Origin of the sequence: Pelagibacterium lacus, assembly GCF_003345525.1 — a bacterium.
Classification (GTDB): Bacteria; Pseudomonadota; Alphaproteobacteria; order Rhizobiales; family Devosiaceae; genus Pelagibacterium; species Pelagibacterium lacus.
The window spans coordinates 1-6,991 of sequence record NZ_QQNH01000049.1 but is presented as its reverse complement, the minus strand read 5'-3'; the positions used below and the strand labels follow the sequence as shown (position 1 = coordinate 6,991).

At 65.2% G+C, this 6,991-nt stretch carries 10 protein-coding genes; 5 read left to right on the top strand and 5 right to left on the bottom strand.

What is annotated here, in order from left to right:
- Nucleotides 1-118: 118 nt before the first annotated feature.
- The 3 genes from fumC to DVH29_RS15790 all read right to left on the bottom strand — a co-directional run bounded on the left by fumC (nucleotide 119) and on the right by DVH29_RS15790 (nucleotide 2,720).
- Nucleotides 119-1,519: a class II fumarate hydratase gene (gene fumC, locus DVH29_RS15800; protein ID WP_114647150.1), complete on the bottom strand. Its 1,401-nt coding sequence runs from the start codon at nucleotides 1,517-1,519 to the stop codon at nucleotides 119-121.
- Nucleotides 1,520-1,664: 145 nt separating this feature from the next.
- On the bottom strand, nucleotides 1,665-1,847 hold the full coding sequence (gene rpmF / locus DVH29_RS15795) for a 50S ribosomal protein L32 (RefSeq protein ID WP_114647149.1): 183 nt from the start codon (nucleotides 1,845-1,847) through the stop codon (nucleotides 1,665-1,667).
- 153 nt (nucleotides 1,848-2,000) lie between these two features.
- Entirely contained in the window at nucleotides 2,001-2,720 is a 720-nt protein-coding gene (locus DVH29_RS15790; protein ID WP_439331631.1) for a biosynthetic peptidoglycan transglycosylase, read from the bottom strand.
- 62 nt (nucleotides 2,721-2,782) lie between these two features.
- Here DVH29_RS15790 and DVH29_RS15785 point away from each other — a divergent pair, with 62 nt between their 5' ends.
- The 3 genes from DVH29_RS15785 to DVH29_RS15775 are packed head-to-tail and all read left to right on the top strand — an operon-like array spanning nucleotide 2,783 to nucleotide 4,301.
- A complete protein-coding gene (locus tag DVH29_RS15785) occupies nucleotides 2,783-3,685 on the top strand; it encodes a polyprenyl synthetase family protein (RefSeq protein WP_114647148.1) in 903 nt (300 codons plus the stop codon).
- A 45-nt stretch (nucleotides 3,686-3,730) separates the two neighbouring features.
- On the top strand, nucleotides 3,731-4,012 hold the full coding sequence (locus DVH29_RS15780; RefSeq protein ID WP_114647147.1) for a type II toxin-antitoxin system RelB/DinJ family antitoxin: 282 nt from the start codon (nucleotides 3,731-3,733) through the stop codon (nucleotides 4,010-4,012).
- A complete protein-coding gene (locus DVH29_RS15775; protein WP_114647146.1) occupies nucleotides 3,981-4,301 on the top strand; it encodes a type II toxin-antitoxin system YafQ family toxin in 321 nt (106 codons plus the stop codon). Before DVH29_RS15780 ends, DVH29_RS15775 begins: the two co-directional genes overlap by 32 nt.
- Nucleotides 4,302-4,444: 143 nt before the next feature.
- Here the strand turns inward: DVH29_RS15775 and DVH29_RS15770 are convergent, their stop codons facing one another.
- Together DVH29_RS15770 and ispG are read right to left on the bottom strand one after the other, a co-directional pair.
- On the bottom strand, nucleotides 4,445-4,861 hold the full coding sequence (locus tag DVH29_RS15770; RefSeq protein WP_114647145.1) for an NUDIX hydrolase: 417 nt from the start codon (nucleotides 4,859-4,861) through the stop codon (nucleotides 4,445-4,447).
- A complete protein-coding gene (ispG, locus tag DVH29_RS15765; RefSeq protein ID WP_114647144.1) occupies nucleotides 4,858-6,102 on the bottom strand; it encodes a flavodoxin-dependent (E)-4-hydroxy-3-methylbut-2-enyl-diphosphate synthase in 1,245 nt (414 codons plus the stop codon). Before ispG ends, DVH29_RS15770 begins: the two co-directional genes overlap by 4 nt.
- A gap of 187 nt (nucleotides 6,103-6,289) precedes the next feature.
- Here ispG and DVH29_RS15760 point away from each other — a divergent pair, with 187 nt between their 5' ends.
- Together DVH29_RS15760 and DVH29_RS15755 are read left to right on the top strand one after the other, a co-directional pair.
- Complete coding sequence (locus DVH29_RS15760) at nucleotides 6,290-6,595, top strand: YkvA family protein (RefSeq protein ID WP_114647143.1); 306 nt, start codon at nucleotides 6,290-6,292, stop codon at nucleotides 6,593-6,595.
- 75 nt (nucleotides 6,596-6,670) lie between these two features.
- Complete coding sequence (locus DVH29_RS15755) at nucleotides 6,671-6,829, top strand: DUF3309 domain-containing protein (protein ID WP_114647142.1); 159 nt, start codon at nucleotides 6,671-6,673, stop codon at nucleotides 6,827-6,829.
- Nucleotides 6,830-6,991 lie beyond the last annotated feature (162 nt).

Sequence of the window (6,991 nt, the reverse complement as noted above, 5' to 3'; positions counted from 1 at the left end):
GGCAATCCATTGCGTTCCTCCTTGCGCAAATCACCCCTCCACAAGAATCCAAAAAGAGGCCCGTGTAAACAATCCCCCCTCAAGGGAAGGGAAGGCGCGGACGCTGAGATGGCCCCTCCTACCCCCGCTTGGGCAGGGGGCCGACCATGGCTTCCGGGCGCACCTCGGCGTCGAATTCGGCGCCGGTGAGCAGCCCGAGGGCAATCGCCTCCTCGCGCAGCGTGGTGCCGTTGCGATGCGCGGTCTTGGCGATTTTCGCGGCGTTGTCATAGCCGATCTTGCGGTTGAGCGCGGTGACCAGCATCAGCGAATTGTCCAGATGCTCCTTGATGCGGGCCCGGTTGGGCTCGATCCCCACGGCGCAATTGTCGTTGAACGACTTGGCCGCGTCGGCCAGCAGCCGCACCGACTGGATGAAATTATAGGCGATCACCGGCTTGAACACGTTGAGCTCGAAATTGCCCTGGCTGGCGGCGAACCCGATGGTGGCGTCATTGCCCATCACCTGGGTCACCACCATGGTCATGGCCTCGGACTGGGTCGGGTTGACCTTGCCCGGCATGATCGAGGAGCCCGGCTCGTTTTCTGGAATGGTGATCTCCCCCAGCCCGGAACGTGGACCCGAAGCCAGCCAGCGCACGTCATTGGCCACCTTCATCAGCGCCGCCGCGAGTTGCTTCAGCGCTCCCGAAGCGCCCACAAAGGCGTCATGGCCGGCCAGTACGGCGAATTTATTGGGGGCGGTGACGAACTGGTGCCCCGACAACCGCGCGATCTCCCCGGCGACGGTCACCGCGTAATCGGGATGGGCGTTGAGCCCGGTGCCCACCGCCGTGCCGCCCAGCGCCAGCTCGCGCAATTGCGGCAGGGTCGTCTTGACGGCCGCAAGCGCCTGGTCGATCTGCGCCACCCAGCCGGAAATCTCCTGGCCCAGCGTGATCGGCGTCGCGTCCTGGAGATGGGTGCGGCCGATCTTGACCACTTCCATATGCTCTTTGGCCTTGGCGTCGAGCGTATCGCGCAGCAGCGTGACCTTGGGAAACAGCGCCTCCTCGACGATGGTCACCGCCGCGATGTGCATGGCGGTGGGATAGGTGTCGTTGGACGACTGGCTCATATTGACGTGGTCATTGGGGTGGACGGGCGTCTTCGACCCCATCTCGCCGCCCGCCATCTCGATGGCGCGGTTGGAGATCACCTCGTTGACGTTCATGTTGGACTGGGTGCCCGAGCCGGTCTGCCACACCACCAGCGGGAAATGAGCGTCGAGCTTGCCCGCGATCACCTCGTCGGCGGCGGCGACGATGAGGTCGCGCACCGTCTCGTCCATCAGCCCGAGCTTGGTATTGGTGATGGCGGCGGCCTTTTTGAGGATGCCGAAGGCATGCACGATCTCGAGCGGCATGCGCTCCCCGCCGATATCGAAATTCATCAGCGAACGCGCCGTCTGCGCGCCGTAATACTTATCGCTGGGAACCTCGATGCCACCCATCGTGTCGGTTTCGGTCCGCGTGCTCATCGATTCGCTATCCTCCGGGGTGCGTGCGGGCAAGAAAAAGGCCAGCCCTTTCCTGGACTGGCCGTAATCGGTGACGGGTGGCCCCGTCAATGGCGCTTTGGTCTAAGCGCCCGGCGCCGGGGCGCCGATCCCTCGCTTGAAACGCTTACGCGTTCTTGGGGGTGAGAATCTGACGGCCGCGATACATGCCGGTCTTGAGATCGACGTGATGCGGGCGGCGCAGTTCGCCGCTGTCCTTGTCCTCGACATAAGCTGCCGCCTGGAGTGCGTCCGCCGAGCGGCGGAACCCGCGCTTCATCGGCGTCGTCTTCCTCTTGGGAACTGCCATTTCCTTCTACTCCATTGTCTGCCGCATCATCCACGGGGCAATATCACCCTGCCGCGCCGACGACGCCAAAACGCTACCGTGTTCGGATTGGGGCGCTCTATACAAGATCGCAAAGCCTTTGACTAGTCTTTCGCGCGGGAAATTCGCCACGCCCTACAAGTCCGGGGGGCCGATAAAGAGGCAGGCGGCCTGCCAGGAGAACTGGCGGGCCCGCGCCTCGACGATCGACGCCACCCGCCCCAGCCCGGCGGTGGGATTGCTTGGCCGGCGCACATGCGGATTGGGCAGCGCCACCGTCAACAGCGCCGCCTCGCGCCAGGTGAAGGCCGTGGCGCTCTTGCCGAAGGCGGCCTGCGCCCCCGCCTCGACCCCGAACTCCCCATTGGGGCCCCATTCGGCGATGTTGAGATAGAGCTCCATGATGCGCCGCTTGGGGAGCACGAAATCGATATAGGCGGCAAGGGGAACCTCGAGCGCCTTGCGCACCATCGAGCGCGAATTCCACAGGAACAGGTTGCGCGCCAATTGCATGGTGATGGTCGACGCCCCCCGCGCCTCGCCCCCGGCCAGATAATCCTCGATCTCGGCCCGCAGCGCCGCGATATCGACTCCGTCATGGCGACAGAACTGCCCGTCCTCGGACAGCACCACGCTGGTCTTGAGCCGGTCGGAGATCTCGTCGAGATCGCGCCAGATGCGGGTGACCGGCTGGCCGGTGACATAGCGCGACACCATCAGCGTCGAGACCGGCGGCGCCACCCAATAGACCGGCACCAGCACCAGAGGGATGGCGACGATGACCGCCACGGCCAGCAGTCCGAGGCGCAGCCATGCCCCGATGCCGCGCGCCCTGCCCTTCGCCTTTCCGGCCACCGCTGTCCCTCGCTGCTGTTGGGTGCTTGTAGAATGATGCGCAACCGATTAGCAAATCCTCCATGATCAAAGAAGCGCCTCACGCCGATTTCGATGCCCGCCTCGCCGCCTGCGCCGCGGAGACCGAAGCCTTCCTCGCCGCCCGCATCGCGGCGCTGGGCGCCCCCGAACGCCTCGCCAGCGCCCTCAGCCACGGCGCGCTGGGGGGCGGGAAAAGGCTGCGCCCCTTCCTCGTGCGGCTGAGCGCCGACCTGTTCGGGGTGCCCCGGGCCGAAAGCCTCGCGGCGGGGGCGGCGCTGGAAATGATCCATTGCTATTCGCTGATCCATGATGACCTGCCCGACATGGACAATGACCAGATGCGGCGCGGCAAGCCCACCGTGTGGAAGGCGTTCGACCCGGCGCTGGCCATCCTGGCCGGCGACGCGCTCCTGACCGAGGCTTTTGGCCTCCTCGCCGACCCCGCCACCCACCCGGACCCGGCCATCCGCGCCGACCTCGTCGCCGTGCTGGCCCGGGGGGCCGGGGGCAACGGCATGGTGGGCGGACAGGTGCTCGATATCGCGGCGGAGACCGCCCCGCTCGACGCCGAGGGCATTTTCGCCATGCAGGCGAAAAAGACCGGGGCCCTGATCCGCACCGGGGTGGAGATGGGCGCCATTCTGGGGCGGGCGGAGCCTGCGGCGCGCGACGGGCTGGCGCGCTTCGGCGCCGCGGCCGGCCTCGCCTTCCAGATCGCCGACGACATTCTCGACGTCACCGCCTCCTCGGGCGCGCTGGGCAAGACGGCGGGCAAGGATGTGGCGCAGAACAAATCCACCATCGTGGCCCTCCAGGGACTCGAGGCAGCCCGCGCCGTGCTCGACACCGCCGTGGCGGACGGGATCGAGGCGCTGGCCGGGTTCGGTGCGGAAGCCGACCTGCTGCGCGCCCTGATCCGCCATTTCGCGACGCGGACCCATTGATCTCCCGCGCAAATGCGCTACATTGTAGCTACAAGGAGATTGCCCATGGCCGCCAATGCCGTTGTCCGCGCCCGCATCGATGAAGAGGTCAAAGACCAGGCCAGTGCCGTGCTCGAGGAGATGGGGCTGACCATCTCCGACGTGCTGCGCATGACCCTGATCCGCGTCGCCCGCGACAAGGCCATCCCCTTCGAGATCAAAATCCCCAACGCGGAAACCCGCGCGGCGATGGAGGAGGGCCGCCGGATCATGAAAGAACGTCGCCTCCGCTTCCAATCGGCAGAAGAAATGTTCGATGCGCTCGCAAAAGAAGCCGGCGAAAGCTAAGCGAACCAATCTCCCGAGAATCCCGGAATATGCCAGATCCTTCCTGAAGGACTGGGAGCGCATGAGCCGATCCGGCCGCTACGACATGCTAAAACTCAAGCACGTCATGATGCTGCTGATCGGCAATGACGCCCCCTTGGGGCCTGAATGGCTCGACCATCCCCTCAAGGGGGATTGGGCCGACTATCGGGAGTGCCATATCGGCGGCGATTTTCTGCTCGTCTATCAGGCCGATGACCGAGCCGTATTCTTTGCCCGCACCGGCACGCATTCCGAGCTGTTCAACTGAGCTATTCCGCCGCCGGCCGGACCATCGTTTTGAACTGGTCGGCCCCATCGGCGCCCTTGAGCGCGCTGGAGATTTTCGAGGTCGAGGCCGACCCGCTACGCGTGCTCATCCGCCATTTCGCGGAACGGACGAGTTGACTGCGCCTACGCGGCCAATCGCGACCGGATGAAGGCCAGCGCGGGAATAAAGATCGGATGCCAGCGCGCGTCGGGCGCTGCATCAAGCTGGTGCCAGAAAAATGCGAAATCGTGCCCGCCATCATCAAGGGTGTGAAACACCCAGGCGTTCGGCAGGTCGCGGGCATCAACCAGCACGAAGGTCCAGACCTGGCCGTCATCAATTTCCGCGCTTTCCCCCAGCGTCCGGATGACACGCCCGTCTCTCAGCCCAGCTTCTTCCGCCAGTTCGCGCAACGCGGCCGCCTGTTTCGTCTCGCCGGGCTCGATCGTGCCCTTGACGATCTGAACACCCGCCAGAGGATGCTCGAAGACCAAAATCTCGGTCCCTTCGGTTCCCTCGCGCAGCACGACGGGGCAGGCTTTGGCGACAAGGGCCGTCATTCCGCCGCCGGCCGGCTGCGGCCCGAGCCGAAGCGGTTCTCGATATAGTCGGCGACCATTTTCTTGAACTGGTCGGCCACATCGGCGCCCTTGAGCGTCGCCACCTTCTGGCCTTCGACGAACACCGGCGCGGACGGGGTTTCGCCGGTGCCCGGGAGCGAGATGCCGATATCGGCGTGCTTGGATTCCCCCGGCCCGTTGACGATGCAGCCCATCACCGCCACCGACATGGCCTCGACGCCAGGATATTTCTCCCGCCATTCGGGCATGGAGGAGGAGAGATGGTCCTGGATGTCCTTGGCCAGCGTCTGGAAGGTGGTCGAGGTGGTGCGCCCGCAGCCCGGGCAGGCGGCGACCACCGGCACGAACTGGCGAAAGCCCATGGTCTGGAGCAATTCCTGCGCCACCTTGACCTCGAGCGTGCGGTCGCCGCCCGGCTCGGGGGTGAGGGAAATGCGGATGGTATCGCCGATCCCCTGCTGCAGCAGGATGCCCAGCGCGGCGGAAGAGGCGACGATGCCCTTGGAGCCCATGCCCGCTTCGGTGAGCCCGAGATGGAGCGCGTAATCGCAGCGCCGGGCCAGTTCCTCATAGACCGAGATCAGCTGCTGCACGTCCGAGACCTTGGTCGAGAGGATGATCCGGTCGCGCCCCATGCCCAGCTCCTCGGCGCGCTCGGCCGAAAGGATGGCCGAGCGGATGATCGCCTCGCGCTGCACATGGGCGGCGCTCCACGGCTGAGCGCGGCCGGCATTCTCGTCCATCAGCGCCGTGAGCAGTTCCTGGTCGAGCGACCCCCAATTGACCCCGATGCGCACCGGCTTGCCATGGGTGTTGGCGATCTCGATCATCTGGGAGAATTGCTTGTCGCGCTTGTCGCGGAAGCCCACATTGCCCGGATTGATGCGGTATTTGGCCAGCGCCTCGGCGCAGGCCGGATGGTCGGCCAAGAGCTTGTGGCCGATATAGTGGAAATCGCCCACCAGCGGCACGTCGACTCCGAACACCATCAGCCGGTCGCGGATATGGGGCACGGCGGCGGCGGCCTCGTCGCGGTCCACGGTGATGCGCACGATCTCGGACCCCGACCGGGCCAGCGCCATCACCTGGCGCACCGTGGCGTCGATATCGGCGGTGTCGGTATTGGTCATCGACTGCACGACGATGGGCGCGCCGCCCCCCACCGTGACCCCGCCCACATCGACCCCGACCGTCTGCTTGCGCTGTGCTGGACCTGCCATTGGGACAAACCTTGCCTTCTCTCACGCGCTCCATAGAGCACTTCTCGCCTGGCCGCGCAACGTGACGGCGCTGCGACATAACATGGAGCGCGGCGGTCGCCCCGCCAAGCGGGGACGCGGAAACATCGGTATTTTTGCGTATAGCGGCGCTCTTGAACGGGCCGGGCGGCCATCCCATTTATAGCCCATGATCAAGAACCTCGCTTCCCTCCTGCTGCCCCGCATCCTGCGCTTCCGCAAGGAAGCATTCCTGCTCTGGAAGGCGTTCTGGGCGCCGGGCACCCCGCTTTACCTCAAGCTCGCGACCCTCGGGGCCGTGGCGTATCTGGTCTGGCCGATGGACCTCCTGCCCGACATCATCCCCCTGGCCGGCCTCGTCGACGACGTGATCCTCATACCGCTGATCGTCTCCTGGATCGTCTCGCGCCTGCCCCGCCCGGCCCCCGTGCACGCGGAGGGGCCGGTGATCGACGGGACGGCGCGGCGCCTGTAGGGTCGAAAAACAGGAACCAATTGCCCGTCTGGAGTCTTTTATCGGCCATAATGGTCATCGTGAGGGATTTCCAAAATGGGCCTTTCAACAATCCTGATAATTATCCTGATTTTGCTCCTGATCGGCGCCCTGCCGACCTGGGGATATTCGCGGGCCTGGGGCTATGCCCCGACCGGCATACTGGGCGTCATCCTCGTCGTCATCCTCATCCTGATGCTGATGGGCCGGATCTGAACCGATTTTCCGGGGGAAACCTCCGGAATAATTGATCTCCTCCCCCTTGGACGGGCCGGTTCGCCGGCGCCGTCCATTTTTTTGCCTACCCGATTGTTATGAGGAGGTCTTTTGCGTCGATCTGGTCTCCGGGTCTGACGAGGATTTCGGCGATGGTTCCGC

Bases quoted from the DNA above. Each gene is read 5' to 3' on its own strand.
- DVH29_RS15780 (WP_114647147.1), top strand. From the start codon at position 3,731: ATGGCCGCCAATGCCGTTGTCCGCGCCCGCATCGATGAAGAGGTCAAA.
- ispG (WP_114647144.1), bottom strand. From the start codon at position 6,102: ATGGCAGGTCCAGCACAGCGCAAGCAGACGGTCGGGGTCGATGTGGGC.
- DVH29_RS15775 (WP_114647146.1), top strand. From the start codon at position 3,981: ATGCGCTCGCAAAAGAAGCCGGCGAAAGCTAAGCGAACCAATCTCCCG.
- DVH29_RS15755 (WP_114647142.1), top strand. From the start codon at position 6,671: ATGGGCCTTTCAACAATCCTGATAATTATCCTGATTTTGCTCCTGATC.
- DVH29_RS15770 (WP_114647145.1), bottom strand. From the start codon at position 4,861: ATGACGGCCCTTGTCGCCAAAGCCTGCCCCGTCGTGCTGCGCGAGGGA.
- DVH29_RS15760 (WP_114647143.1), top strand. From the start codon at position 6,290: ATGATCAAGAACCTCGCTTCCCTCCTGCTGCCCCGCATCCTGCGCTTC.
- DVH29_RS15785 (WP_114647148.1), top strand. From the start codon at position 2,783: ATGATCAAAGAAGCGCCTCACGCCGATTTCGATGCCCGCCTCGCCGCC.
- fumC (WP_114647150.1), bottom strand. From the start codon at position 1,519: ATGAGCACGCGGACCGAAACCGACACGATGGGTGGCATCGAGGTTCCC.
- rpmF (WP_114647149.1), bottom strand. From the start codon at position 1,847: ATGGCAGTTCCCAAGAGGAAGACGACGCCGATGAAGCGCGGGTTCCGC.